We start from the raw sequence: 23,842 nt of genomic DNA on the forward strand, positions 1-23,842 counted from the left end.
TTGTATGGAATTGTTATGTTATTACATATGTTGCGTAACGCTATAACGTATGCGATAGCCATAGGCAACAGCGACAATTGGAAAAACACATGCTTCATTCTCCGGCCCGGAGTGACGACAATCTCGTTTCCCTTTCCAACGCCGGCGTTCAGCGCAATGGCCGCTGGCTGGTGCGCGGCGTGGAGTTTTCCGTCCGGCGCGGCGAGATCGTCACGCTGATCGGGCCGAATGGGTCTGGCAAATCCACCAGCGCGAAAATGGCAACCGGTGTTCTGAAGCCGGACGAGGGCAGCGTTTCACGCATTTCCGGACTGAGAGTTGGCTATGTGCCGCAGAAGCTTTCGGTCGACTGGACGATGCCGCTGACGGTTTATCGTCTGATGACCCTGACGGGGCAATTGCCGCCACGTGAAATAGACGCTGCCTTGAACGCCACCGGTATTGCCCATCTGGCGAAAGCGGAGGTGCAGCATCTGTCTGGCGGTGAATTCCAGCGCGCATTGCTGGCCCGCGCCATTGCCCGCAAGCCGGACCTGCTGGTGCTGGACGAGCCGGTGCAGGGTGTGGATTTCTCTGGCGAGATTGCGCTCTACGACCTCATCAAAAATATCCGAAATTCCACCGGTTGCGGTATTTTGCTGATTTCGCACGATCTGCACATCGTCATGGCTGAGACGGATACGGTGATCTGCCTGAACGGTCATATCTGCTGCCGGGGAACGCCCCAAGCCGTGAGCCAAAGCCCGGAATATATGCGCCTGTTCGGTGGTAACGCGGCAAAGGGGCTGGCCATCTACAGTCACCAGCACGATCACACGCATTTGCCGGATGGTCGGGTGCAGCATGCGGATGGATCGGTGACAGACCATTGTCATCCGGAAGACGGTCACCACCATGATGAGCATGATCATCATGCGGATGATTGCGGCTGCGGCAACGATCATCATGATCATGACCACCATAGCCATGGAGCCCGGCATGTTTGACGATTTCTTTGTGCGGGCCATGGTTGCCGGTGTGGGCGTGGCGCTGATGGCGGGTCCGCTGGGTTGCTTCGTCGTATGGCGCCGCATGGCTTATTTCGGTGATACAATGGCGCATTCGGCGCTGCTGGGCGTGGCGCTATCCCTGCTATTTCAACTCAACCTGATTGTCAGCGTCTTCATCGTTGCATCCGTGGTGTCGTTGATTTTGCTGTTTCTGCAAAAGCGTCAGGCTCTATCGTCGGATGCGCTGCTGGGCATTCTCTCGCACTCCGCGCTCGCCTTCGGTCTCGTCATCGTCGCCTTCATGACTTGGGTGCGCATCGATCTCGTGGCGTTTCTGTTCGGTGACATCCTGGCCGTCTCGGTATCCGACATCCAGTTGATATGGGGCGGTGGTGTGGTCGTGCTCCTGGCGATCGTCTATTTGTGGAAGCCCCTGCTGGCCTCCACCGTCAATGCCGAACTTGCCGAGGCGGAAGGCATGCGGCCGGAGCGCTCCAAGCTTCTTTTCATGCTGTTGATGGCGCTTGTCATTGCTATCGCCATGAAGATCGTCGGCATCATGCTGATTACGTCGCTGCTGATCATTCCCGCCGCCACGGCGCGCCGGTTTTCGTCCACACCGGAAGTTATGGCGGTACTGGCGTCGCTGATCGGCGCGGTCGCTGTCATCGGCGGGTTGATGGGGTCGTTGCAATACGACACGCCATCAGGTCCATCCATCGTCGTCGCTGCCGTTATGCTTTTTATATTAAGTCTCTTGCCTGCGCCCGGATTATCGCGCAAGGCAGAGCAGGGAGGCCGTTCATGACCACACCAAGTCTTACCCGCAACCAGTCGCTCGTTTACGATGCTTTGTCACGATCGCACGCACCGCTCAGTGCCTACGTCATTCTCGACAAGCTGCGCGACGCGGGCTTTCGGGCGCCGCTGCAAGTCTACCGGGCGCTGGAAAAACTGATCGAATTCGGTCTGGTGCACAGGCTGGAAAGTCTCAATGCTTTCGTTGCCTGCGCCCATACGCAGACTGATTGCTGCACGCATCATCATGGAAGCGTGGCCTTTGCTATCTGCAATGCCTGTGGTCAGGTCACGGAGTTTCACGACCACCAGGTCGATCACAGCCTGGGACACTGGGCAAAAAGCCAGAAATTCAAAGCAGAAAAGACCACGATAGAAATTCGTGGTCTGTGCGAGGCCTGCGCCGCCTAAAGCGGCTGTAAACCCTTGGCAAAGCGTTGCCAGTTGCGCACGTAATTTTCGGCGGATTTTCTCAAGCCATCCACCGCCGCGTCATCCAATGTGCGGATGGCGCGCGCCGGGGATCCAACGATCAGCGAATTGTCGGGAAATTCCTTGCCTTCCGTCACCAAAGCATTGGCACCGATAAGGCAGTTTTTGCCGATCTTCGCGCCATTCAACACGATCGCGCCCATGCCGACCAGTGAATTGTCTCCAATGGTGCAGCCATGGATGATGGCATGATGGCCGATCGTGCAACCTTCGCCGATCTTGGCCGGAAAACCTGGATCGGCATGCACCATCACGCCTTCCTGAATATTGCTGCCGCGCCCAACCGTGATCGGCTCATTATCGCCGCGAAGCGTCGCGCCGAACCAGATGCCGACATCCTCTTCCAGCGTGACAGACCCGATGACATTGGCATCGGGCGCCACCCAGTAGCGATCCGGGGCAGGGGTCTGCGGTACGCGTTCGCCGAGGCGATAAAGCGGCATCCTATCGCTCCTGTTCTCAGACGACCTTGACCGAAAGTGTGCCAACGCCATCCACGCCGCAATCGATCCGATCGCCGGCAACAATCGGCCCTACGCCCGCAGGTGTGCCCGTCATGATGATATCACCGGCGGCAAGGGTGAAGAGCTTTGAAAGTTCAGCGATGATCTCCGCTGTCTTCCAGATCATCTGATCAAGGTCACCGCTTTGCTTGCGCTCGCCATTCACCTCAAGCCAGACGCTACCCGTCGCCGGGTGACCGATCTTAGCCGCAGGAACGAGTGCGGAGACGGGCGCCGAGTGTTCGAACGCCTTGGCACCCTCCCAGGAACGGCCCATTTTCTTCAGCGTATCTTGCATATCGCGCCGCGTCATATCGATGCCGACGCCGTAACCCCAGACATGGTTCAATGCATCTTCAACCGAAATATCCGATCCACCGCTTTTCAAAGCAACGACGCATTCCACTTCGTAATGCACATTGGAAGACAAGGCAGGGTAGGGAAAGTCATGGCCCGCCGGGAGCAGATTTTCCGCATTCTTCTGGAAAAAGAAGGGAGGTTCACGCGATGGGTCATGTCCCATCTCTATTGCGTGATCAGCGTAGTTCCGCCCCACGCAATAAACCCGGCGAACCGGGAATGTCTCGGTCGTGCCTTCAACGGGCAAAAGAACCGACGGAGGAACGGGAATAACGGTGGCGGACATGTTTGCACTCCTAATTTCAGGAGACGGTTGTCCCGCGATTCTGCCGGGATTTCCAGCTTTAAATGACCATGGCGGAAAACTGGCTTTCTCGCGCACATTGCGCTAGAAGCCCCGCAGAAAGAGGTTTTACGATCCATGTACCAAAAAGCGCTTGCGACCGGTGGCAAAATATTTGCCGTGGCCCCCATGATCGACTGGACTGATACGCGCTGCCGTTTTCTTCACCGGCAGCTGTCCAGCCATGCTTTGCTTTATACGGAGATGATCGTTGCGGATGCCATCATCCACGGACAGCGTGACAAGCTTTTGGGCTATCACGCTGCCGAGCATCCGGTGGCGCTCCAGCTTGGTGGCTCCGACCCGACAAAGCTTTCGGAAGCGGTGAAAATTGCGGCCGATTATGGATATGACGAGATCAATCTGAATGTGGGCTGTCCCTCTGATCGGGTGCAATCCGGAACCTTCGGTGCCTGTCTGATGCGTGAGCCGGAAACGGTCGCTCGCTGCGTGGCGGCCATGAAGGCTGTAGCGACCGTGCCTGTTACGGTGAAATGCCGCATCGGCGTGGACGATCAGGAACCCGAAACCGTTCTTCCCGATTTTATTGCTCGCGTTGTCGAAGCTGGCGCTGATGCGGTCTGGATCCATGCGCGAAAGGCGTGGCTGCAAGGCCTTTCGCCAAAGGAAAACCGCGATGTTCCGCCGCTGGATTACGACCTCGTCTACCGCATGAAGCGGGAAAACCCGGATGTCTTCATCGGTATCAATGGCGGCATCACCGATCTCGATCAGGCGCAGGAGCATCTAAACCATATGGACGGCGTCATGCTCGGTCGCGCCGCCTATCACAACACGTCGATACTGGCCGAGGTTGATCACCGCATTTATGGTGAGCCAGCGAGCGAGCCAGACTGGTTGGCGTTGCGTGATAATATGATGGCCTATGCTGACGAGTATGTTGCCCATGGCGGACGGGTCAATCACGTCACGCGCCACATGGTCGGTTTGTTTCAGGGAATGCCGGGCGCGAGGCGTTTTCGCCAGATTTTATCCAGCGGCGCAACGAAGCCAGGCGCTGGGCCGGAGGTCATTGCGGCCGCCTTTGCGGCCATCAATTTTGACGCGGCTTCAGATATTGCCGTGTGAGCGCAGACGCTAAACCAGTGTCTGCAACAATTGCGCGCCATTCGGCGCATTGACCTTGCCGCCGGTAATGAAGAAGGCAAACACGTCGCGCGCCTTTTTTTCGACCTTTCGGTCCGGCGCAATCAGTGGAAGATCATCAGGGACAGAACCTGCGGCATAGGTCTTGAGACGCTCACCCCAAGCCTTCACGTCCTTTTCTGGATAACAGGTCTGGATATCATCCTCGCCCTTTTGCAGGCGGGAATAGACGAAATCCCCGGTCACATCCGGCAACATGGGGTAATCGTGATGATCGGCGCAGACCACGGCGACCCTGTGTTTCGCCAGCAAGTCGATGAACTCGGGCACCTGAAAACTTGGATTGCGGACTTCAACGACGTGCTGAAGCGTCAACCCATCCTGCTTTTCGGGCAAAAGCTCAAGGAAAGCCGAAAAATCGTCCGGTTCGAACGTTTTCGTCGGCGCGAACTGCCAGAGGATGGGACCGAGATGATCTCCAAGCTCCGTCAACCCTTGGGTCAGAAACTTGGCCATCGATTCACCGGCCTCGGCCAGCACTTTTCGATTGGTCACATATCGGCTGGCCTTCAAAGAAAAAATGAAACCATCCGGCACCTCTGACGCCCATTTGGCAAAGGTTTCCGGCTTCTGGCTCCCGTAATAGGTGCCGTTGACCTCAATGGCTTTCAGATGGTGGCTGGCATGTTCCAGCTGACGCCTTTTCACCAGCTTGTCAGGATAGAACGTGCCTTCCCATGGCTCGAAGGTCCAACCGCCGATACCCGCTCTGATCGTGCCTGTCTTGCTCATCTTTTCCTCCATCCACCCATCGATTGCACGCCAGAATGTCGATTACTCTGCCGCCTGAACCTTCTTGTCGGAACGCCGCTCCAGAAGTTCCTTGAGGAATTGGCCGGTATAGGAGCGCTTTTCCTTGACGATCTGCTCCGGCGTTCCGGTCGCGACGACTTCGCCACCCCCGGTACCACCTTCGGGACCGATGTCGATCACCCAATCCGCCGTCTTGATGACTTCCAGATTGTGCTCGATGACAACGACGGAATTGCCCTGATCGACCAATTCGTGCAGCATCTCCAGCAGCTTCTTGACGTCGTGAAAATGCAGGCCGGTCGTTGGCTCATCGAGGATGTAGAGCGTGCGTCCCGTCGAGCGCTTGGACAGTTCCTTGGCCAGCTTCACACGTTGCGCCTCACCACCCGAGAGGGTGTTGGCCTGCTGGCCGACCTTGATATAGCCGAGGCCGACATCGAACAGCGACTGCAATTTGTCACGCACGGCAGGCACCGCCGAGAAGAACTCGACGCCCTCTTCGACGGTCATATCAAGCACGTCGGCAATCGACTTGCTCTTGAACGTCACATCCAGCGTTTCGCGATTGTAACGCTTGCCGTGGCAGACGTCGCAGGTGACATAGACATCCGGCAGAAAGTGCATCTCGATCTTGATGACACCATCACCTTGGCAGGCTTCGCAACGTCCGCCCTTGACGTTGAAGGAAAAGCGACCCGGCGCATAACCGCGCGCCTTCGCCTCGGGCAGGCCTGAGAACCAATCTCGGATCGGTGTGAACGCACCGGTGTAAGTCGCAGGGTTCGAACGCGGTGTACGACCGATAGGCGACTGGTCGATATCGATGACCTTGTCAATGAACTCGAAGCCATCGATCCGATCGTGATCCGCCGGAATTTCGCGTGCGCCCATGACGCGACGCGCAGCGGACTTGTAGAGCGTCTCGATTAGGAACGTCGATTTGCCTCCGCCAGAAACACCGGTAACGGCAGTGAAAACCCCAAGCGGCACGGATGCGGTAACGTTCTTCAAATTGTTGCCGCGCGCACCGACGACCTTGATCTCTTTGCCTTTTTTCGGCTTGCGACGCTCTGATGGAACTGTAACGCCCAGTTCGCCGGAAAGATATTTACCTGTCAGCGATTTTGGATTGGCCATCACCTGCTGCGGCGTTCCTTCCGCAATCACCTCTCCGCCATGAATACCGGCGGCTGGGCCGATATCCACCACGTAATCGGCGGTGAGAATGGCGTCCTCGTCATGCTCGACAACGATGACGGTGTTGCCGATGTCACGCAGATGTTTCAGCGTATCCAATAGGCGAGCATTGTCGCGCTGGTGCAGACCGATGGATGGCTCGTCCAGCACGTAAAGCACGCCTGTCAGGCCCGAGCCGATCTGCGATGCGAGACGAATGCGCTGGCTTTCGCCACCAGACAGTGTCCCGGAATTGCGCGACAGGCTGAGATATTCCAGACCCACATCGTTGAGGAAGCGAAGACGTTCCCGGATTTCTTTCAGAATACGGGCAGCGATCTCGTTCTGTTTTGTGTTCAGCGCTTCCGGCAGCACTTCGAACCAGTCGCGGGCGAGCTTGATCGACATCTCGGTGACCTGACCGATATGCAGCGTGTTGATCTTCACCGCCAGCGCTTCGGGTTTGAGCCGATAACCGGCGCAGGCCGGGCAGGGTGCAGCCGACATATAACGTTCGATTTCCTCGCGCGCCCATGCGCTGTCTGTTTCCTTCCAGCGTCGCTCGAGGTTGGGAACGATGCCTTCGAAATTTTTCACCGTCTTGTAGGAGCGCGCGCCATCCTGATATTCGAACTCGATCTTGTCGTCAGTTCCGTGCAGGATCGCCTTCTTCGCCGCATCTGTCAGATCGTTCCATCGGCTGTATAGCTTAAAGCCAAAGGCCTTGCCCAGCGCTTCCAGCGTCTGATTATAATAAGGGGAAGACGACTTGGCCCAAGGTGCTACGGCACCGTCTTTCAGAGTCCGCGCGGGCTCCGGCACGACAAGCGCCACATCCACCTTCTGTTGCGAACCAAGGCCATCACATGTCGGGCAGGCACCGAATGGGTTGTTAAAAGAAAACAGACGCGGCTCGATCTCCGAAATCGTAAAGCCGGAAACAGGGCAGGCGAATTTTTCCGAAAACAGCACGCGCTCATGCGTTTCGTTGAGCGACTTGTTGGCTGAACCGCCAGCAGCTGTTTCTTCAGGCGGCAAAGGCTTGTCGGCAAATTCGGCGACTGCCAGACCATCGGCGAGCTTCAGGCAGGTCTCAAGACTGTCCGCCAGACGTGCCGCCATGTCGGGACGAACGACAGCGCGGTCCACGACGACATCGATATCGTGCTTGTATTTCTTGTCGAGGGCAGGGACGTCGGCAATTTCGTAGAACTGGCCGTCTACCTTGACGCGCTGAAAGCCTTTTTTCATTAGCTCGGCCAGCTCTTTTTTATACTCGCCCTTACGGCCGCGAACCATGGGGGCGAGGATGTAAAGGCGTGTTCCTTCCTCGAATGCCAGCACACGGTCGACCATCTGGCTGACGGTCTGGCTTTCGATGGGCAGCCCGGTGGCTGGCGAATAGGGAACACCGACGCGTGCAAACAGCAGACGCATATAGTCGTAGATTTCCGTCACGGTACCGACTGTCGAGCGAGGATTGCGCGACGTCGTCTTCTGCTCGATGGAAATGGCGGGGGACAGACCTTCGATCTGATCCACATCCGGTTTCTGCATCATTTCCAGAAACTGCCGTGCGTAAGCGGACAGACTTTCGACATATCGCCGCTGGCCTTCCGCATAGATCGTATCGAAAGCAAGCGAGGATTTGCCGGAGCCAGAAAGCCCGGTCATGACGATCAGCTTGTTGCGTGGCAGGTCCAGATCGATGCCCTTGAGATTATGCTCGCGGGCACCGCGGATCGAAATCGTCTTTAATTCACTCATGACAAGGCTCGGGATACTCTGTGGGAGGGGCAGGCTCTTATGTAATGACGCAGATCGGCGTGTCGAGATCAATTAACCTTTTCACATCCGGTTTTCGTTGGACTTGACTCATCAATACAGCCTTAATAGAACAAAATAGGAACGAAAGGCAAGGGTATGCGCTTTGAAAGAACATTCCTTGTGGATTGTCGTTCCATCTGGTGCACATCATGCTGAACGATGGGCTATGGTGCTCAGGATTTTAAAGATAAAATGCTGGCCATGAAGGTCGGTAGACAGGATTGAGAAGATGGCTGGCAGCGTAAACAAGGTAATTTTGCTCGGGAACGTCGGCGCGGATCCGGAAATCCGCCGCACGCAAGACGGTCGCCCTATCGCAAATCTTCGTATCGCGACCTCTGAGAGCTGGCGCGACCGCACCTCCGGTGAGCGGAAAGAAAAGACCGAATGGCACTCCGTCGTGGTCTTTAATGAAGGTCTTTGCAAGGTCATCGAACAGTATGTGAAAAAGGGTGCCAAGCTCTATATCGAAGGCGCACTTCAGACCCGCAAATGGCAGGACCAGACCGGCAATGACCGTTATTCCACTGAAATTGTGCTGCAGGGCTTCAACTCGACGCTGACCATGCTTGATGGTCGCGGTGAAGGCGGCGGTGGCGGTGCTGGCCGTGGCGGAGATGATTTCGGTGGCGCGTCTGGCGGCGATTTTGGTGGCGGTGGTGGTTACGATCAGAAGCCGGCTCGATCTGCGCCCGCGCGCGGTGGCCAGTCTGGCGGCGGCAACTTCTCCAACGACATGGACGACGACATTCCGTTCTGATCTATAGAAACACATGGGCAGGGGTAGGGCATGACAGAAACGATCACACCGGCGCGCCAGCCATCAACCTGGCGTATTGTGCTGGCCGCCATATTGGACTTCTTTACCGCGTTTTGGATATTTGGTTATCTCGTCGCGCTCGTCTTCGGCGGGCGCACGGAAGACGGCTTCAGCCTGCAGGGCATGCCAGCGGTTCTGGTCTTTGCATTGATCGTCGCTTATTTTCTCGTTTTCAACCGCTATCTCGGCGGTACGATATGGAAGCGGATTTTGAAGGCGAAACGGTAAAGGCCTATTTGTCTGCCTTATCTGCCAACATTGCGATCATCACGTCCGACTGAGAAATGATGCCTGCGAGTTTTGCGTTTTCACTGACGACCGGCAGGTAATGCAGGCCTTGTTCCGCCAATATGATGATGGCGTCTTCTATGGGCGTTTCCGGCGATACGGTTTTGACCGGAGACGTGATGATGTCTTTGACCGTATCGTTCGGCGCGCTACGTCCGGAAAATATGAGGCGCATACGCTGGAGAAACCCGATTGCGGGGCGACCGCTTGTCCAGCTTGCTTTGTCGAGAAAATCCGTCTGGGTAACGATGCCAACCACTTCTGCGTTGTCGTTCGTAACCGGCAACGCCTTGAAATGATGATCACGCATCAGTGCGTGCGCGGCCTTCAATGAATCGTCCGGGGCGACAGCGACCACGTCACGGGACATGATGCTGGCGCAATCAAGATAGGTTGCTCGCCGTTTGTAAGAGCGCAATTCAGTGCGGCGTAAAATCGTTTCCAGGTCGTCACGGTCGATATCGAGAACCTGGTCGTATTCTTTGAGAACATCGTCAAGATCGGACGATGAGAAGCCGATGCGTTGAATGGGAGCGGGGTCTTTCGTTGCATGGCTTGAAGGTTGAGACCGGATGGAGTGCGGGTAACGCCTTCCCGAAAGGTTGTTGAAGATCACGGCGACAGCAAGAAGGGCCATGGAGTTGCCCGCGACCGGCCATAGGACAAATCCGTAGCCGAGATCGTGGATGGCGGCCCCGCCAAGGACAGCCGTCAACGCAACAGCACCGCTTGGCGGGTGCAGGCAGCGCAGTGCCATCATCGCCGCAATGGCGACGCTGATCGCAACCGCTGCTGCCACGAATGGATCGGCAATCAGCATTGCAACGGTGACCCCGACGATGGCGGAAATAATGTTGCCGCACAGAATGGACCATGGCTGCGCAAGCGGGCTTGATGGAACGGCAAACAGCAGAACGGCGGATGCACCCATTGGCGCAATCAGCGCAGGCAGCACGGCACTGTTACCAACAGCCAGATGACCGATGTAGCCGGTAATGAAGATGCCGAGCAATGCACCGGTCGCCGCGCGGAAGCGTTCCTTATAACTGACCGGCATCGCTTCCGGCACGATAAGGCGCAGCAGATTTCGCATTTTCACCACTCTCGAATCTCGTCGGGAATTGGCGTTTTAGCAGAAAATCCGGTCTTGTCTTTGTCAGGAAGCCATCGCGGATTTCACGCCGTCCACCACGAACTGAACCGATAGCGCCGCCAGTAGGACGCCCAGCAGGCGTGTGAGAATTGCGCGACCAGTATTGCCGAGGAAGCGGTCCAGCCGGTCGGCGGCCAACAGTGCCACAAAAACCAGCAGCATGCTGAATGCCAGCAGGAGAATGAACAGGACTTTCTCAAAGCTGGTTTGCATGGAGCCGGAAATCAGAACGGTCGCCGAAATAGCACCCGGTCCGGCAATCAGCGGGAGTGCGAGGGGGAAGACGGCGATGTTCTGGATGTGATCCAGCGTAATCGCAACTTCCGACGTCTTTTCCTTGCGTTCCTGCCGTTTCTCGAAAATCATTTCAAACGATATCCAGAACAGCAGCAGGCCGCCGGAGATGCGGAAGGCCCCGAGCGAGATGCCGAGCACTTCCAGAATGGACGAACCGAACAGCGCAAACATGGCAAGGATGCCGAAAGCGATGATCGAGCCGCGAAGCGCGACCTGGCCGCGTTGGGCGCGTGTCATGCCTGCCGTCAGCGCCAGAAAGACCGGTGCCAGACCAGGCGGGTCGAGCGTGACAAGCATCGTGGTCAGGGCGTTGAGAAGAAGTTCGGTGCTCGCCATGCTTTCCCCATCATCATTCCCGGAAATCGAGAGCAATCGCTTCGGCCTCGGGTCGATTTTCATGCTATGGTAGGTAAGTCTGAAGCCGTTTGAAACCGTTTTCACCCCGCTTAGGGATAAAACTGTGCATCGTCTTGCAAATGACGCAAAAGACTGTTCAAAACCGCGCTGGAAATTGGCGCTTTCGTGCTGTTTCCGCTATAAAAATCCATCCGATTCTTAACATAGAATGTGATCCGATTTGACTGACCAGAGCCCCCCAGGCGGCGGAAAGCTTCCGCCAGGCATTGAGCCGATTTCCATCATGGAGGAAATGCAGCGGTCGTATCTCGATTACGCCATGAGCGTTATCGTCAGCCGTGCACTTCCCGACGTTCGTGACGGACTGAAGCCCGTTCATCGCCGTATTCTCTACGGCATGTCCGAACTTGGCATCGACTGGAACAAGAAATACGTGAAATGCGCCCGTGTGACCGGTGACGTGATGGGTAAATACCATCCGCACGGCAACTCGGCGATCTACGATGCGCTGGCGCGTATGGCGCAGGATTGGTCCTTGCGACTGCCGCTGATCGACGGACAGGGGAACTTCGGTTCCATCGATGGTGATCCGCCAGCAGCTGAACGTTATACCGAGTGCCGCCTGGAAAAGGCCGCGCATTCGCTTCTGGATGATCTCGACAAGGAAACCGTCGATTTCCGTGACAACTATGACGGCACATTGTCTGAGCCGGTCGTTATGCCGGCGAAGTTCCCGAACCTGCTGGTCAACGGCGCGGGCGGCATTGCCGTCGGTATGGCCACCAACATTCCGCCACACAACCTGACCGAAGTCATCAACGGCTCCATCGCGCTGATCGATAATCCGGAAATCGAGCTGCCGGAAATGATGGAAATCATTCCGGGCCCGGACTTCCCGACAGGCGCATTCATTCTCGGTCGTTCCGGTATTCGTTCGGCTTACGAGACCGGCCGTGGCTCCGTGATCATGCGCGGCCGCGCGACGATCGAGCCGATGCGTGGCGACCGCGAGCAGATCATCATCACCGAAGTTCCCTTCCAGGTGAACAAGTCGTCGATGATCGAGAAGATGGCCGAACTGGTCAAGGACAAGCGCGTCGAAGGCATTTCCGACCTTCGTGACGAGTCCGACCGTCAGGGCTACCGCGTGGTGGTCGAGTTGAAGCGCGACGCCAATGCCGAAGTCATTTTGAACCAGCTTTACCGCTACACACCTTTGCAGACGTCTTTCGGCTGCAACATGGTGGCGCTGAATGGTGGCAAGCCGGAGCAGATGACGCTGCTGGATATGCTGCGTGCTTTCGTTTCCTTCCGCGAAGACGTGGTCAGCCGCCGTACCAAGTACCTGCTGCGCAAGGCGCGCGATCGCGCGCATGTATTGGTCGGTCTGGCAATTGCGGTTGCCAATATCGATGAAGTCATCCGTGTTATCCGCCAGGCGCCGGACCCGGCAACTGCGCGCGAACAGTTGATGACGCGCCGCTGGCCGGCCTCCGATGTGGAAAGCCTGATCCTTCTGATCGACGATCCGCGCCACCGCATCAATGAAGACAAGACCTACAACCTGTCTGAAGAGCAGGCGCGCGCCATTCTCGAACTGCGTCTTGCTCGACTGACGGCTCTGGGCCGTGATGAAATCAGCGACGAGCTGAACAAGATCGGCGCAGAAATCAGCGAATATCTCGATATTCTGTCTTCGCGTGTTCGCATCCAGCAGATCGTCAAGGATGAGCTGGCTGCTGTCAGGGATGAGTTCGGCACACCGCGCCGCAGTCAGATCGTCGAAGGCGGTCCTGACATGGACGATGAGGATCTCATCTCCCGTGAAGACATGGTCGTGACGGTCTCGCATCTGGGTTATATCAAGCGCGTACCGCTGACGACCTATCGTGCACAGCGTCGCGGCGGCAAGGGCCGTTCCGGCATGGCGACCCGCGATGCGGATTTCGTCAACCGTCTGTTCGTTGCCAATACCCATACGCCGGTTCTGTTCTTCTCCTCACGTGGTATCGTCTACAAGGAAAAGGTATGGCGCCTGCCCATCGGCACGCCGCAGTCCAAAGGCAAGGCATTGATCAACATGCTGCCATTGGCAGCTGGCGAACGCATCACCACCATCATGCCTTTGCCGGAAGACGAGACGACGTGGGAAACGCTGGACGTTATGTTCTCGACCACGCGTGGAACGGTACGCCGTAACAAGCTGTCCGATTTCGTTCAGGTCAACCGCAACGGCAAGATCGCCATGAAGCTGGATGAAGAAGGTGATGAGATTCTTTCCGTCGAGACCTGCACAGGTCCTGACGCTCTTGGCGAAGTGGCAGGCGATGACGTGCTGCTGACCACGGCACTCGGCCAGTGCATTCGCTTCCCGGTGGATGATGTGCGCGTATTTGCTGGCCGTAACTCGGTCGGTGTTCGCGGTATCAATCTTGGCACCGGTGATCGCATCATCTCGATGACCATCGTCAGCCACGTGAATGCAGAGCCATGGGAGCGTGCAGCTTATCTCAAGCGTGCCGCTGCTGAACGTCGCGCCCTGACGGGTGAGATCGACGCCGAAGAGATCGCACTGGTTGGCGAGGAAGTAACGGAAGAGGGTCACCTGACCGAAGAACGCTACCAGTTCCTCAAGTCGCAAGAGCAGTTCGTTCTGACTGTTTCCGAAAAGGGCTTCGGCAAGCGCTCCTCGTCCTACGACTTCCGCACGTCTGGCCGTGGTGGCAAGGGCATCCGCGCTACCGACACGTCCAAGACGGCAGAAATCGGTGAACTGGTTGCGGCCTTCCCGGTCGATGACAAAGACCAGATCATGCTGGTTTCCGATGGCGGTCAGTTGATCCGGGTTCCCGTCGGCGGCATTCGTTTTGCCAGCCGTGCAACGAAGGGCGTGACCATCTTCTCTACTGCGAAGGATGAAAAGGTCGTGTCCGTCGAGCGTATCAACGAACCTGAAGGCGATGATGACGTCGAGGCTTTGGGTGATGCTGAAGTCGACGGCATCGAGACAGATGCCGGTCCAGCACCAGAAGGTGACGGCGAGGGCGTATAAGTCTGTGGCGGCGGGCCAGTCAACGTCCCGCCGCTTTCCTCAACCGTGATCGTCTGCAAAACAAAAGCCCTGCGAAACCGATGTTTCGCAGGGCTTTTTTGTTGGCGCTGAAGGTTTTAACGCAGGCGCAAATGAATGGCACCGCGACCGGATTTCGAAGCGATGTGGAGATGAATCTTCGCTTCCGGTTGGTTGCTGCGCCAGGCGCGAGCGCCGTGGGACAGGAGAAGATTGACGAGATCGCGGGTTTTGTGTCGCGATCTGTTCAAGCCGAGATCGGCAATTCTCATCGCCGCTTCATGGATCGGATGCAGAACGGACAGACTTTGCTGTCTGCCTTTACCTGCTGCAATGTCCGAATAGTTTTCGTTGATCGCCATCTGGAAAGCCTCGTTACACAATACAATTCGAGGAGTGGAACCGGTAATATGTATTTTCATGCTACCGGCCCCTGAAACCGTCTTCCGCTTACTGGAGCGATGCCCAGCAGCTGATGCCTTTCTTTTTCAAAGCATTACATGCATTGATCGCTTCATTCTGGCCGCCAAAGCCACCGAAGCGAGCGCGGAACATCTGGGCGCCGTCCTTGTTGAAGGCGACCGTGAAAGGTTTGGCGGACCGTAGAGAGATGCCGCCCTTATCCTGCGCTGCCTGAAGCAGGTTGCGCGCAGAGCCTTCGTCTGGAGACGCGCCGATCTGGATAACCCAACCTGCATTGCCGTTCGCAGACGGGGCAGGGCTGGTCGACGCAGTGACGATGTTGTCGACCTTCGTCGAATTGGTCACCATCGAGCGATCAGGCCGCATATCGACAGGTGGCGTGAGATTAGCCGGAGGCTTGCCACGTGTTGCAACGTCCATGGCCGTAACGGCTGCATTGGCCTGGCTTGGAGCAAAAGCGGAAACAGGTGTTTCGTCTGCATAGCGCGCCTGCGGCACAGGGCCAGCATTTGGAAGACCTGCAGGAGGAGCAAATGCTGGTGCGGTTGCTGCAACCGCGACCGGCTCTTCGATCTGCATGGAAGGCGTCGAAGCAATCAGGTTGCTGTTGCCGCCACGGGAAGCTTTTGGAAGATATTCCGCCACCAGCTTGCGCATCGTGGCATCACGAGCAGCGCTGGAGCGACCGCCAAGAACAACGGCAACGATGGAGCGTCCATCAAGCTGAGCCGATGTCGCCAGATTACTACCGGCCGCACGGGTGTAACCGGTCTTGATGCCGTCAACGCCACGAACAGTGCCGACCAGACGATTGTGGTTGCCGATGACCTGCTTGCCGAAATTGAAGGTACGGGTGTTGAAATAACCGTAATATTGCGGGAAATGCTGACGCAGGGCGACACTCAAACGTGCCTGATCCCGGGCCGTCGTCATCTGCGCAGTATTTGGCAGGCCATTTGCGTTGCGGTAGGTCGTGCGGGTCATACCCAATGCACGGGCCTTCGCCGTCATGATCCGTCCGAAACGCTCTTCATTGCCGCCGATCATTTCACCAAGAGCGGTTGCGACGTCGTTGGCAGAACGGGTGACGAGAGCCAGAATTGCCTGCTCCACGGTAACACTGCCGCCTGCGCGGACACCCAATTTTGATGGCGGCTCCTTGGCGGCGTTTGCCGAAATGGGGACCGCCGAATTGAGCGAAATGCGACCTGAGTTCAACGCTTCGAACGTCAGATACAGGGTCATCATCTTGGTCAGCGATGCTGGATAGCGCAAGCCATCAGGGTCTTCACTATAAAGAACCTTGCCGGTCTTGGCATCCACAACGATGCCCGCAAATTTCGGGTCAGCATTTGCAACTTGGGTGGTGGCGGCAGTTGCCGTCGCCACAGCCATTGCAAACATGAAAACTTTCACGAAAGACGAAGCGCCTGCCGTGCGCCCTAGTGCCTCAGATAGTTTTTTGAACACGGTTGAACTCTTTAATCGCATGCCACAGGTTCCGTCCGACACGCCCCGCCAGACTTTTCAGACGCCAACTTTAGAACGATGGCGTTACCAAGTGGTTTATGAATGGTATCTGAAGCGGATAAAATGCGGTGTTTGATCGAAAACAGCACAGCCATTACTCTCACCGCCGCCTGGCCGTGTCCGCCGATTTCAGTGCAGGAAGAGGGCGCTACAAGGCATTATGTATTGAACTGCTGCCTGCCGATTGCTACCTGTCGCGAAACAAAGGATGGACAATGGCTTCGCGTGATCGATATTCCCGCAAACTCGAATGTGCAAAATGCGGCCATAGCGGTTTTGCCGAGGCGTCAGAGAAAGATGAGAAGCACTATGCTGACGTCGATTTTCGTATCGATGAAATGCCGCAGGGCTTCCGTGCAGAGCGTCCATCCGGAAATCCCGCCGAATACATGATACGATGCGCTCAGTGCGGCAGCATTTTTCGGTTTTTGCAAAAGGCCGCTTATGCACCGGGTGGCGAGCCTCGATATGGCCGAAAGTAGTAGTGTGTGGTTGAGGGCGGCAGGATGACGGTTGACGATGATATCAAAGACAGGCCGCCGGGTAAAAAGCCGCTATGGCCATGGTTGTTGCTTCTGGTTCTGGCGCTTGCTGCCATCTACTCCTGGAATAGGGCGACCGAACTCTTTGACGATTTTTCGAGAGATATGCCGGCAGCTGTCATTGAGTTGTTTAATGACCTCCTTCGAGACCACCATGACGGCCAGCGCGTAGGACCAGCGCTCGACGTCGTGATATCCAGCAAGGTCGGATAAGCGCCGTTATCATTGCTGCAAACAAAAAAGCCCCGCAAACGTAGCGGGGCAGGTTGTTCGCTCGGGGAAAAATCGGGCCGGAGCCCTTGAGCGATATGGCTTTGATAATTCACAAGGCTGCACGACAGATAGGGCAATCAGCCTGATAGCGGTACTCTGTCTGAAATAATTACAATAGTAATCCTGACATATTTCATTAAAAGACCGGCGCGCCATAAAAAAGGCCCCACCAAAAGGCGGGGCTAGAGTTTCGCCTGATTGGCTTTCAGGACTTGGGAGCTCCTCCCGAGGAGGAAGCACTGTCGACATATCCTTCATGAGCAAAGCCCGAAAGGTCACTGTTCCGGCTAACGGTACGCCGATCCAAATTAACGAACATATCGCCATGGTGAATTTTGCGTTCAGAACTTGTTCATGAGTGTCGTGCCATTTTGAGAGCATATTGAGACGCTACCCCGTTATGGTTCGGCTCACATGGAGAAGCCCGCTATGAGAAAAATTCTTCTGACAATGCTTGCAGCTGTCATCGCCGGTGGTGCAGTCCTGACCAGCGTGCAAACCGCTTCTGCGCAGTATTACGATGGCCCATATCGTTACGACCGTCGCGGACCTCCGCCACCACCATATCGTGACCCACCACGCAGACATCGCGACCATGATAATGGCCGTGTTATCGCTGGCGGAATCGCAGCCGGTGTTCTGGGTGGTATTATCGGCGGTGCCCTGGCAAGAGACAGCGGTCCCCGTTATGTCGAGCCGCCACCACCACCGCCGCCACGTTGCTGGTTCGAAGACCGTCAGGTCCGCAACGCCTATGATGGCGGTTGGCATATGGAAAGCATGCGTGTCTGCCAGTAAGGCGCACTCATATCACGAATTCGAAAGCCGACCCTCGGGTCGGCTTTTTTGTTTTTGAAGATCAAAATGAGCCGGTCATACGGCTGAAAGCAAGACTTACTTGGATGCAGCCGCGTGAAGGCGCGCGATGATATAATCGTAGCTCTCCATGACCTGCACGCGTTCGTTTCCAGCGCGCATAATAAGCGTGCCCTGAACAAGCGGTGATATTTGCGTCACATGGTCAAAGTTGATGGCGAATTTCTGATTGTTGCTGACCGCTGTAACTTCAATCCACATTATCAAATGCCTTTCGAGAATCGTCGATTTCGCACGTTATAAATACATGCGCAGAAGTCTCAAATGATTTTGGTGACGCGAGGATGCAGACGTCGGCCTATATCCTTTGAAGAGGCATTTAAGCTGGACGCCACAAGCGCTCGTTGCAGAGCCTAAGGCAGCGCAGTATATGATCCGCTTTCTAATGGTGACGACGACATGACCAATACGCCGAGACTATACGTGATCGGAGCATCTTGCTCGGGTGTTTCGACGCTTGGCGCGATGCTGTCCGAGCAATTCGCAGTTCCGCTGCTTGACGTAGACGACTTCTACTGGATGCCGACCGATCCGCCGTTCACAACCAAGCGCCCGCCGGAAGATAGGGTTCGGCTGATCAAAGAACAGCAGGCTCAAAGCAAAGGCTGGGTTCTTTCAGGTTCCTTTATCGGTTGGGGAGATACCCTGATCGAAAATGTCGATCTTATCGCGTTCCTATATACGCCTACGGCTGTACGGCTACAGCGCCTCGACAGGCGAGAGGCGTTACGACATGGCGATCGTATCCTGCCCGGCGGGGACATGTATGAGGGACATTTGGCATTCAGGGACTGGGCGTCTCACTACGATTCACCCTCGTTCGCTGGGCGCAATCTGGAGCAGCATCACCATTGGCTCGATGCACAATCCGCTCCGGTGCTTAGACTTGACGGAGAAAAGGACACCAAGGCGTTGGCTCAAGCAGTCACGACCGCGCTTTCTGACATCGGAAGTGACCAAGCCTGAACAATCCCGATGCGCCAATTGTGGACGGAAAGATGCCCCGGAGAGGCCTCAAGAATGAGTTCGACCAAAGCTTGACGCTGATAGGCAGATCAGAGAAGTGCCGATCCAGACGGGATCGCGAACGATTGCCCCCAACGAGGCATTCCCTTTAGCGCGGACACCGATTCGGTCTGCATCTGTTGGAAGGTAGAATCAAGCCAGTTTTGCAAAGAAGTGCGGTTGCGGCTCGCTCCCGAACGCGCTCAATAAGAATCGCCATGCATAATCATATGATTGTGGCAGATGGGGTGGGATTCGAACCCACGGTACGCTCTCACGCACGCCGGTTTTCAAGACCGGTTCCTTAAACCACTCGGACACCCATCCATGTTACGCGACGCTTTATAACTGTTTGCCCTAGCGCGTCAATCCGTTCACGCAGGCATTTCAGTGCACAATCAGCGGCTCCTTGTTAACGCATCGCTAACCACGTTGATTACAATTTTACCTAATCTGCGGAGAGCGTTCGTAATTTTGCCATGTTGCGGGCAAGATTAAGCGGCTGTTAGGTGCTTCGATGTCACGGGCATGACTATCGAAGCTTGAGAGGGGTCGCAGTTGATGTGATCCGATGCAGCACGGGGCATGAATTTGAACAATACGGTTACGAAAGTCGGTGTGAGCGCGAAGTGGCTCGGCATTGCCGTTCTTTGCGCAGCGACCGCGTCCTGTTCGACGACATCCAAAACCGAGACGAAGCCGAAACGCAGCAAGGAATATTTTTCCGAGTCCGAATACGGCGTGAAGGCAAGTCCACGTGTTGCAGATGGTGCCAATATTCCCAAGGGCGGCGGGCGTTTTCTCGTCGGCAATGCCTATACGGTAAAGGGCCGCCGCTATTTCCCCAAGGAAGAGCAGAATTACGACAAGTCTGGCCTTGCGTCCTGGTACGGTTCCGCGTTCCACGGTCGGTTGACCGCAAATGGCGAGGCCTATGACAAGGAACATTTGTCTGCAGCCCACCCGACATTTCCGCTTCCCAGCTATGCCCGCGTTACCAATCTCAACAACGGTTCTTCCGTCATCGTTCGCGTCAATGACCGTGGCCCGTTCCACGAAGGTCGCTTGATCGACGTATCGAGCAAGACCGCTGACCTGCTGGACATGAAGGCGACCGGTACGGCCAATGTTCGCGTTCAATATGTTGGGCGCGCACCGCTCGATGGCCATGACATGCCGTATTTGATGGCATCTTACTCGCCAAAAGGCTCGCGCAATCCTGGCATCAATCCTGAAGGGCAGATCGCCAGCGGTGTGATGGTGGCATCGGCCTCCCGTTCCAGCATTCCAATTCCGCAGAGCGCTGCCTATGGCGGTTCTGCGCAAACCGCGCTTGTCGGCTCCAAGACCAACCACGCGCTTCAGGCGATGCCGCTGGTCAACGGTCCAGCTCCCGTTATGGGGCAGGGCAGTGAGCAGTTTGTGATCTTGCCTGAGATCGGCCCGTTCCTTACCGAGCGGCCAGAAGGCAACTTCCTGCGCGCGCCGACACCAGCCGGCCGTTTCGCCGCCGCTTACTCGGAAGAAGCACCGGTTTCCAAAGCTGCCAGCGCGTTCGACAAAGTTCTCGTCAAGCGTGGTGAGCTGACCGAACAATCCATTCTGAGCTTTGTGAAAAACAAGCAGGGTAAAACGCGCTGATTTTTGCCCTTTCAGTCTGCCTCTCGCATAATATCCGCAATTGCGCAGCGATTCTGATGGTGCCAGCGACAATCTGTCGTGGCGCACTCGGAGACGTTGCATTGGCATAGTGCTACAGACTGGCGGACTGACATTTTGATGCGCAAACCAATTTATCGACATCTTCGTGCGCTTTTCGTAGCTGTTGCCTGCATCGCGGCGGCAGCAAGTGGTGCCTTTGCACAATCCGCCAGCATCGCCGTCAAGGCTCAACAGGCCTATATGATCGATGCCGAAACCGGTACGGTGCTGCTGGCCATCAACGAAAACACGCCATTTCCACCCGCCTCGCTTGCCAAGCTGATGACAGTGGAGGTGGTGATGGATGCCCTTTCCAAGGGGCAAGTGAATGCCGAGACCAGCTATCCGGTTTCTGAATATGCCTGGCGCACAGGTGGGGCGCCATCGCGCACCTCAACCATGTTCGCGGCACTCAAATCCTCTGTCGGTATCAATGATCTTCTGACCGGTATTATCGTGCAGAATGCCAATGACGGCTGCCTCGTTGTTGCTGAGGGTATGGCGGGATCTGACGCAGCCTTCGCCAAACGCATGACGGAACGTGCCTCTGCATTGGGCATGACCAGCAGTTCCTTTGCCAACTCCACAGGTCTGCCGGATCAGGTCAGCAAGACAACCGCCAGAGATATGGTTCTACTGGCAAAACACATCCATGAGACTTTCGGTGAGCGCTACGGCCTGTTCAGCAAACCAGATTTCGAGTGGAACCGTATTTTTCAACGCAACAAGAATTCGCTGCTTGGAAACGGCATAGATGGGCTGGGGCTGGGTTTTGCCGAAGGACACGGCTTTTCCTCCGTCGTTTCCGCGGAACGCGATGGCCGTCGTATCTATCTCACGCTGGCCGGTCTGCCGGACGACAAAACGCGTCAGGAAGAAGCACGGCGGGTGGTGGAGTGGGGACTGACGGCTTTCCAGAAGCGCGATCTGTTTCAGAAGGATGAAACGGTCGGCAATATCGGCGTATATGGCGGCTCCACGGCCGCCATCGATCTCGCCGTTCGTGAACATGTGAGCGTCTTGATCCCCATCAGTAATCCAGACCGACTGTCTGGTCGTATCGTCTATAACTGGCCGCTGAATGCGCCGCTGGAAGCTGGATATAATGCCGCGACGCTTAAGATTTTTTCAGGCGAAAAGCTTCTTCGCGAAGTGCCGCTTTACACCACGGCTGCCGTGGAAAAAGGAACGTTGACCCAAAATGCGGCGGGCGCTTTGAAGGAACTTCTGTTCTTCTGGTTATAGCGCCTGAGGTTTCGCAGCGCGCCAATATGGGTTAAACACGAACTGGCGTAACTGCTGAAGTCAGGAAGAGATTTTGCCGGAAAATATTGGGCCCGAAAAAACTGGATTGTTCATCAGCTTCGAAGGCGGCGAGGGCGCTGGCAAATCCACACAGATTCGCCTTCTGGCAGAAACGCTGCGTGAACGAGGTCTGGAGGTTGTCGTGACGAGGGAGCCGGGCGGTTCGCCGGGTGCCGAAGCCGTGCGGCACGTGCTTTTGTCTGGTGCGGCAGAACCCTTCGGCGTGCGGATGGAAGCGATGCTGTTCGCTGCTGCGCGCAACGATCATGTCGAGGAAGTCATTCGCCCGGCCTTGGAAAAAGGTGCCGTCGTTCTGTGCGACCGTTTTCTCGATTCGTCCCGCGTCTATCAGGGCACCACGGGCAATCTCGAACCGGAATTCATCGAGACGCTTCAGCGCATCGCCATTGATGGCACCATGCCGGAAATGACGTTGATCTTCGACATTTCAGCCGCGGCAGGTCTTGCCCGCGCGCGAAAGAGAGCGGACGAGGGCGCAGCACCTGACCGTTTCGAAAAAGAAGAGCTGGAAACCCATGAGAAGCGCCGCGAGGCCTATCTCGACATTGCTCTCAACGAGCCGCGTCGTTGCCGCATCGTCAATGCGGATCAGCGGCAGGATAAGGTGACGGAAGACGTTCTCTCCTTTGTCGAGCCTCTGCTGGCCAAAATGTCCAGCACTTCGGAAGTCGCGCAATGAGCGAAGTACAGGGCGTTCTGGACGGCGCCATACCGCCGCAGGAAAACACCAAGCTGTTCGGCCATGACGAGGCGGAGCAGTTTCTGGCGCAATCCTACCGTTCCGGAAAAGGCCATCACGCGATTCTCATCGAGGGGCCAGAAGGCATCGGCAAGGCAACACTGGCCTTCCGCTTTGCAAACCATGTTCTATCCCACCCGGAGCCGTCACTGGCACCTGAACGGATTGCGGATCCCGATCAGGATTCAATGGTCAGCCGCCAGATTTCCTCTGGTGCATCGCATAACCTGCTGCATCTGACACGCCCGGTGGATGAAAAGACCGGCAAGGTGAAATCCGCGATCACTGTGGATGAGGTGCGCAGGGCAGGGCATTTCTTTTCGCAGACCTCTGGCACCGGCAACTGGCGCATCGTTATCATCGACCCAGCCGATGACCTGAACCGCAACGCCGCCAATGCGATTTTGAAGATATTGGAAGAACCGCCAAAACGGGCGATGTTTCTGGTGCTGTCACACGCGCCGGGCAAGCTGTTGCCAACCATCCGCTCGCGCTGCATGCCGCTACGTCTGCTGCCGTTGCAGAATCACGATATGGACCAGGCGCTGCAAAATCTCGGACTGACGATGTCTGCAGACAAGCGAGATACGCTTATGGACGCTTCCAAGGGTAGCGTTTCGCAGGCGTTGAAGCTGCTCAACTATGGTGGCTCTGACATCGTCGATGTTTTCGGTGAAGTCATGGCCGCGACCGGACCCTCTGCGCGCAAGCAGATGCACAAGCTGGCCGATGTTCTGGCGCAAAAGGATGGCGATATCGTCCTCGGCTTTTTCATGGAACACGCAACGGAAACATTGATGGACCGGGCGAGGGCGGCTGCCATCGCCGGTGACATCAATGCCGCAGAGCGTCACGCGCGCCTGTCGTCTTCGCTGTCGGAACGCATTACCATCGCGCAGGCCTATAATCTGGACAAGAAGCAGATGGTGCTTTCCATTCTGGAAGACATGCGCTCGGTTTGATGTGGTAGATTTTGTACGGCTTTTGCTTTCGCTTGTGCGAACAATAGGCTAAGAGCGGTCTATCAAAAAACA

24 protein-coding genes and 1 tRNA gene are annotated in these 23,842 nt (G+C 56.3%); 15 read left to right on the forward strand and 10 right to left on the reverse strand.

Translation table 11 applies throughout. From position 1 onward, the window contains the following. The first annotated feature begins 89 nt into the window (after window positions 1–89). From znuC to CPJ18_RS09830, 3 genes are read left to right on the forward strand one after another with little or no spacing between them, the layout of a single operon-like run. The gene (gene znuC, locus CPJ18_RS09820; RefSeq protein ID WP_103657869.1) at window positions 90–986 is read left to right on the forward strand and encodes a zinc ABC transporter ATP-binding protein ZnuC; all 897 of its coding nucleotides are present in this window, start codon (window positions 90–92) and stop codon (window positions 984–986) included. Beyond that, the gene (gene znuB, locus CPJ18_RS09825) at window positions 979–1,797 is read left to right on the forward strand and encodes a zinc ABC transporter permease subunit ZnuB (protein ID WP_103657948.1); all 819 of its coding nucleotides are present in this window, start codon (window positions 979–981) and stop codon (window positions 1,795–1,797) included. Before znuC ends, znuB begins: the two co-directional genes overlap by 8 nt. Next, complete coding sequence (locus tag CPJ18_RS09830; RefSeq protein ID WP_077122649.1) at window positions 1,794–2,198, forward strand: Fur family transcriptional regulator; 405 nt, start codon at window positions 1,794–1,796, stop codon at window positions 2,196–2,198. The genes znuB and CPJ18_RS09830 overlap by 4 nt, the downstream gene beginning before the upstream one ends. Here CPJ18_RS09830 and CPJ18_RS09835 read toward each other — a convergent pair. Next, complete coding sequence (locus CPJ18_RS09835) at window positions 2,195–2,722, reverse strand: gamma carbonic anhydrase family protein (protein WP_103657870.1); 528 nt, start codon at window positions 2,720–2,722, stop codon at window positions 2,195–2,197. The two genes, CPJ18_RS09830 and CPJ18_RS09835, sit on opposite strands and share 4 nt — an antisense overlap. Before the next feature lie 16 nt (window positions 2,723–2,738). Beyond that, complete coding sequence (locus CPJ18_RS09840; RefSeq protein WP_103657871.1) at window positions 2,739–3,428, reverse strand: fumarylacetoacetate hydrolase family protein; 690 nt, start codon at window positions 3,426–3,428, stop codon at window positions 2,739–2,741. A 135-nt stretch (window positions 3,429–3,563) separates the two neighbouring features. Here CPJ18_RS09840 and dusA point away from each other — a divergent pair, with 135 nt between their 5' ends. Next, window positions 3,564–4,574: a tRNA dihydrouridine(20/20a) synthase DusA gene (gene dusA / locus CPJ18_RS09845; protein ID WP_103657872.1), complete on the forward strand. Its 1,011-nt coding sequence runs from the start codon at window positions 3,564–3,566 to the stop codon at window positions 4,572–4,574. A 9-nt stretch (window positions 4,575–4,583) separates the two neighbouring features. On the opposite strand, the gene CPJ18_RS09850 is transcribed toward dusA, so the two are convergent. Beyond that, the gene (locus CPJ18_RS09850; RefSeq protein WP_103657949.1) at window positions 4,584–5,384 is read right to left on the reverse strand and encodes a DUF72 domain-containing protein; all 801 of its coding nucleotides are present in this window, start codon (window positions 5,382–5,384) and stop codon (window positions 4,584–4,586) included. Window positions 5,385–5,426: 42 nt separating this feature from the next. Then, window positions 5,427–8,348, reverse strand: a complete 2,922-nt coding sequence (gene uvrA / locus CPJ18_RS09855) for an excinuclease ABC subunit UvrA (protein ID WP_103657873.1) — start codon at window positions 8,346–8,348, stop codon at window positions 5,427–5,429. Between the two features lie 289 nt (window positions 8,349–8,637). On the opposite strand from uvrA, the gene CPJ18_RS09860 reads away from it, so the two are divergent. Both CPJ18_RS09860 and CPJ18_RS09865 read left to right on the forward strand, forming a co-directional pair. Next, a complete protein-coding gene (locus tag CPJ18_RS09860) occupies window positions 8,638–9,168 on the forward strand; it encodes a single-stranded DNA-binding protein (RefSeq protein WP_103657874.1) in 531 nt (176 codons plus the stop codon). Between the two features lie 30 nt (window positions 9,169–9,198). Further along, complete coding sequence (locus tag CPJ18_RS09865) at window positions 9,199–9,456, forward strand: hypothetical protein (RefSeq protein ID WP_077100928.1); 258 nt, start codon at window positions 9,199–9,201, stop codon at window positions 9,454–9,456. A gap of 4 nt (window positions 9,457–9,460) precedes the next feature. On the opposite strand, the gene CPJ18_RS09870 is transcribed toward CPJ18_RS09865, so the two are convergent. Together CPJ18_RS09870 and CPJ18_RS09875 are read right to left on the reverse strand one after the other, a co-directional pair. Then, window positions 9,461–10,609 carry an HPP family protein gene (locus CPJ18_RS09870; RefSeq protein WP_103657875.1) on the reverse strand — a complete coding sequence of 383 codons (1,149 nt, stop codon included), beginning with the start codon at window positions 10,607–10,609 and terminating at the stop codon, window positions 9,461–9,463. Window positions 10,610–10,672: 63 nt separating this feature from the next. After that, complete coding sequence (locus CPJ18_RS09875; RefSeq protein WP_103657950.1) at window positions 10,673–11,302, reverse strand: MarC family protein; 630 nt, start codon at window positions 11,300–11,302, stop codon at window positions 10,673–10,675. 241 nt (window positions 11,303–11,543) lie between these two features. On the opposite strand from CPJ18_RS09875, the gene gyrA reads away from it, so the two are divergent. Then, window positions 11,544–14,375, forward strand: coding sequence for a DNA gyrase subunit A (gyrA, locus tag CPJ18_RS09880; RefSeq protein WP_103657876.1), 2,832 nt, complete (start codon window positions 11,544–11,546; stop codon window positions 14,373–14,375). 116 nt (window positions 14,376–14,491) lie between these two features. Here gyrA and CPJ18_RS09885 read toward each other — a convergent pair whose 3' ends face one another. Beyond that, complete coding sequence (locus CPJ18_RS09885) at window positions 14,492–14,755, reverse strand: hypothetical protein (RefSeq protein WP_077100924.1); 264 nt, start codon at window positions 14,753–14,755, stop codon at window positions 14,492–14,494. Window positions 14,756–14,843: 88 nt separating this feature from the next. Then, window positions 14,844–16,307, reverse strand: a complete 1,464-nt coding sequence (locus tag CPJ18_RS09890; protein ID WP_083731565.1) for a D-alanyl-D-alanine carboxypeptidase family protein — start codon at window positions 16,305–16,307, stop codon at window positions 14,844–14,846. 107 nt (window positions 16,308–16,414) lie between these two features. On the opposite strand from CPJ18_RS09890, the gene CPJ18_RS27615 reads away from it, so the two are divergent. The 3 genes from CPJ18_RS27615 (at window position 16,415) to CPJ18_RS09905 (ending at window position 17,959) form a co-directional block, all read left to right on the forward strand. Next, window positions 16,415–16,828, forward strand: a complete 414-nt coding sequence (locus CPJ18_RS27615; protein ID WP_245445376.1) for a hypothetical protein — start codon at window positions 16,415–16,417, stop codon at window positions 16,826–16,828. 24 nt (window positions 16,829–16,852) lie between these two features. Then, the gene (locus CPJ18_RS09900) at window positions 16,853–17,101 is read left to right on the forward strand and encodes a hypothetical protein (RefSeq protein WP_245445377.1); all 249 of its coding nucleotides are present in this window, start codon (window positions 16,853–16,855) and stop codon (window positions 17,099–17,101) included. A gap of 489 nt (window positions 17,102–17,590) precedes the next feature. Then, window positions 17,591–17,959 (forward strand): hypothetical protein, encoded by a 369-nt coding sequence (locus CPJ18_RS09905; protein WP_077122637.1) that lies wholly within the window; start codon window positions 17,591–17,593, stop codon window positions 17,957–17,959. Between the two features lie 96 nt (window positions 17,960–18,055). Here the strand turns inward: CPJ18_RS09905 and CPJ18_RS09910 are convergent, their stop codons facing one another. Then, the gene (locus CPJ18_RS09910; protein ID WP_103657878.1) at window positions 18,056–18,238 is read right to left on the reverse strand and encodes a hypothetical protein; all 183 of its coding nucleotides are present in this window, start codon (window positions 18,236–18,238) and stop codon (window positions 18,056–18,058) included. Between the two features lie 198 nt (window positions 18,239–18,436). Here CPJ18_RS09910 and CPJ18_RS09915 point away from each other — a divergent pair, with 198 nt between their 5' ends. Continuing rightward, window positions 18,437–19,003: an ATP-binding protein gene (locus CPJ18_RS09915; RefSeq protein WP_103657879.1), complete on the forward strand. Its 567-nt coding sequence runs from the start codon at window positions 18,437–18,439 to the stop codon at window positions 19,001–19,003. Between the two features lie 276 nt (window positions 19,004–19,279). Here the strand turns inward: CPJ18_RS09915 and CPJ18_RS09920 are convergent. Further along, window positions 19,280–19,369: transfer RNA gene (locus CPJ18_RS09920), tRNA-Ser, on the reverse strand. A 258-nt stretch (window positions 19,370–19,627) separates the two neighbouring features. Here CPJ18_RS09920 and CPJ18_RS09925 point away from each other — a divergent pair. From CPJ18_RS09925 to CPJ18_RS09940, 4 genes are all read left to right on the forward strand, one after another. After that, on the forward strand, window positions 19,628–20,683 hold the full coding sequence (locus CPJ18_RS09925; protein WP_407026467.1) for a septal ring lytic transglycosylase RlpA family protein: 1,056 nt from the start codon (window positions 19,628–19,630) through the stop codon (window positions 20,681–20,683). Between the two features lie 138 nt (window positions 20,684–20,821). Next, entirely contained in the window at window positions 20,822–21,988 is a 1,167-nt protein-coding gene (locus CPJ18_RS09930; protein WP_103657880.1) for a D-alanyl-D-alanine carboxypeptidase family protein, read from the forward strand. Between the two features lie 73 nt (window positions 21,989–22,061). Further along, complete coding sequence (gene tmk / locus CPJ18_RS09935) at window positions 22,062–22,748, forward strand: dTMP kinase (RefSeq protein WP_153366739.1); 687 nt, start codon at window positions 22,062–22,064, stop codon at window positions 22,746–22,748. Then, window positions 22,745–23,770, forward strand: a complete 1,026-nt coding sequence (locus CPJ18_RS09940) for a DNA polymerase III subunit delta' (protein ID WP_103657881.1) — start codon at window positions 22,745–22,747, stop codon at window positions 23,768–23,770. Before tmk ends, CPJ18_RS09940 begins: the two co-directional genes overlap by 4 nt. Window positions 23,771–23,842 lie beyond the last annotated feature (72 nt).

This window comes from Agrobacterium rosae, assembly GCF_002915175.1.
Lineage (GTDB): Bacteria > Pseudomonadota > Alphaproteobacteria > Rhizobiales > Rhizobiaceae > Agrobacterium > Agrobacterium rosae.

What these genes read in the sequence shown, in the direction of transcription:
- CPJ18_RS09875 (WP_103657950.1), bottom strand. Translation starts at nt 11,302, where the DNA reads ATGGCGAGCACCGAACTTCTTCTCAACGCCCTGACCACGATGCTTGTC.
- CPJ18_RS09870 (WP_103657875.1), bottom strand. Translation starts at nt 10,609, where the DNA reads ATGCGAAATCTGCTGCGCCTTATCGTGCCGGAAGCGATGCCGGTCAGT.
- CPJ18_RS09865 (WP_077100928.1), top strand. Translation starts at nt 9,199, where the DNA reads ATGACAGAAACGATCACACCGGCGCGCCAGCCATCAACCTGGCGTATT.
- CPJ18_RS09860 (WP_103657874.1), top strand. Translation starts at nt 8,638, where the DNA reads ATGGCTGGCAGCGTAAACAAGGTAATTTTGCTCGGGAACGTCGGCGCG.
- CPJ18_RS09915 (WP_103657879.1), top strand. Translation starts at nt 18,437, where the DNA reads ATGACCAATACGCCGAGACTATACGTGATCGGAGCATCTTGCTCGGGT.
- uvrA (WP_103657873.1), bottom strand. Translation starts at nt 8,348, where the DNA reads ATGAGTGAATTAAAGACGATTTCGATCCGCGGTGCCCGCGAGCATAAT.
- CPJ18_RS09900 (WP_245445377.1), top strand. Translation starts at nt 16,853, where the DNA reads ATGACGGTTGACGATGATATCAAAGACAGGCCGCCGGGTAAAAAGCCG.
- CPJ18_RS09830 (WP_077122649.1), top strand. Translation starts at nt 1,794, where the DNA reads ATGACCACACCAAGTCTTACCCGCAACCAGTCGCTCGTTTACGATGCT.
- CPJ18_RS09930 (WP_103657880.1), top strand. Translation starts at nt 20,822, where the DNA reads ATGCGCAAACCAATTTATCGACATCTTCGTGCGCTTTTCGTAGCTGTT.
- CPJ18_RS09890 (WP_083731565.1), bottom strand. Translation starts at nt 16,307, where the DNA reads ATGCGATTAAAGAGTTCAACCGTGTTCAAAAAACTATCTGAGGCACTA.
- CPJ18_RS09905 (WP_077122637.1), top strand. Translation starts at nt 17,591, where the DNA reads ATGAGAAAAATTCTTCTGACAATGCTTGCAGCTGTCATCGCCGGTGGT.
- CPJ18_RS09835 (WP_103657870.1), bottom strand. Translation starts at nt 2,722, where the DNA reads ATGCCGCTTTATCGCCTCGGCGAACGCGTACCGCAGACCCCTGCCCCG.
- znuC (WP_103657869.1), top strand. Translation starts at nt 90, where the DNA reads ATGCTTCATTCTCCGGCCCGGAGTGACGACAATCTCGTTTCCCTTTCC.
- CPJ18_RS09885 (WP_077100924.1), bottom strand. Translation starts at nt 14,755, where the DNA reads ATGGCGATCAACGAAAACTATTCGGACATTGCAGCAGGTAAAGGCAGA.
- CPJ18_RS09940 (WP_103657881.1), top strand. Translation starts at nt 22,745, where the DNA reads ATGAGCGAAGTACAGGGCGTTCTGGACGGCGCCATACCGCCGCAGGAA.
- dusA (WP_103657872.1), top strand. Translation starts at nt 3,564, where the DNA reads ATGTACCAAAAAGCGCTTGCGACCGGTGGCAAAATATTTGCCGTGGCC.
- CPJ18_RS09840 (WP_103657871.1), bottom strand. Translation starts at nt 3,428, where the DNA reads ATGTCCGCCACCGTTATTCCCGTTCCTCCGTCGGTTCTTTTGCCCGTT.
- CPJ18_RS09925 (WP_407026467.1), top strand. Translation starts at nt 19,628, where the DNA reads ATGAATTTGAACAATACGGTTACGAAAGTCGGTGTGAGCGCGAAGTGG.
- znuB (WP_103657948.1), top strand. Translation starts at nt 979, where the DNA reads ATGTTTGACGATTTCTTTGTGCGGGCCATGGTTGCCGGTGTGGGCGTG.
- CPJ18_RS09850 (WP_103657949.1), bottom strand. Translation starts at nt 5,384, where the DNA reads ATGAGCAAGACAGGCACGATCAGAGCGGGTATCGGCGGTTGGACCTTC.
- CPJ18_RS09910 (WP_103657878.1), bottom strand. Translation starts at nt 18,238, where the DNA reads ATGTGGATTGAAGTTACAGCGGTCAGCAACAATCAGAAATTCGCCATC.